Consider the following 344-nt stretch of genomic DNA (forward strand, 5'->3'; position numbering starts at 1 on the left):
ATCGAACTACGAAAACGCGTGCTTGATTTCATTGATGCAGGAGGTCGCAAGACAGATGCGGCAGTTCTATTTCAAGTGAATCGGTCGACGATTTATGAATGGCTGAAGCGTCCAAAGTTGGAGCCTTCTCAAAGAAGCAAGTGCGATCGGAAGCTGAAGAAAGAAGAGCTTTTGGCTCATGTGGAGGCACATCCAGATGCCTTACAACGAGAAAGAGCAGTTCACTTTGGTGTACACCGAAGCACGATCTCTGCAGCGCTCAAAGTTCTGAATATCCGTAAAAAAAACGATGCGCTATGCGGAGAGAAACCACAAGAAAAGAGTGGGTTATCTGAACAAACTGC

At 46.2% G+C, this 344-nt stretch carries 1 protein-coding gene; it reads left to right on the forward strand.

Annotation, left to right across the window (positions count from 1 at the left end; translation table 11 throughout):
* Positions 1-344, forward strand: a 344-nt coding sequence (locus V5T57_RS20720) for an IS630 transposase-related protein (protein ID WP_332893174.1), incomplete at both ends; no start/stop codon positions are given.

Origin of the sequence: Magnetococcus sp. PR-3, assembly GCF_036689865.1 — a bacterium.
Classification (GTDB): domain Bacteria; phylum Pseudomonadota; class Magnetococcia; order Magnetococcales; family Magnetococcaceae; genus Magnetococcus.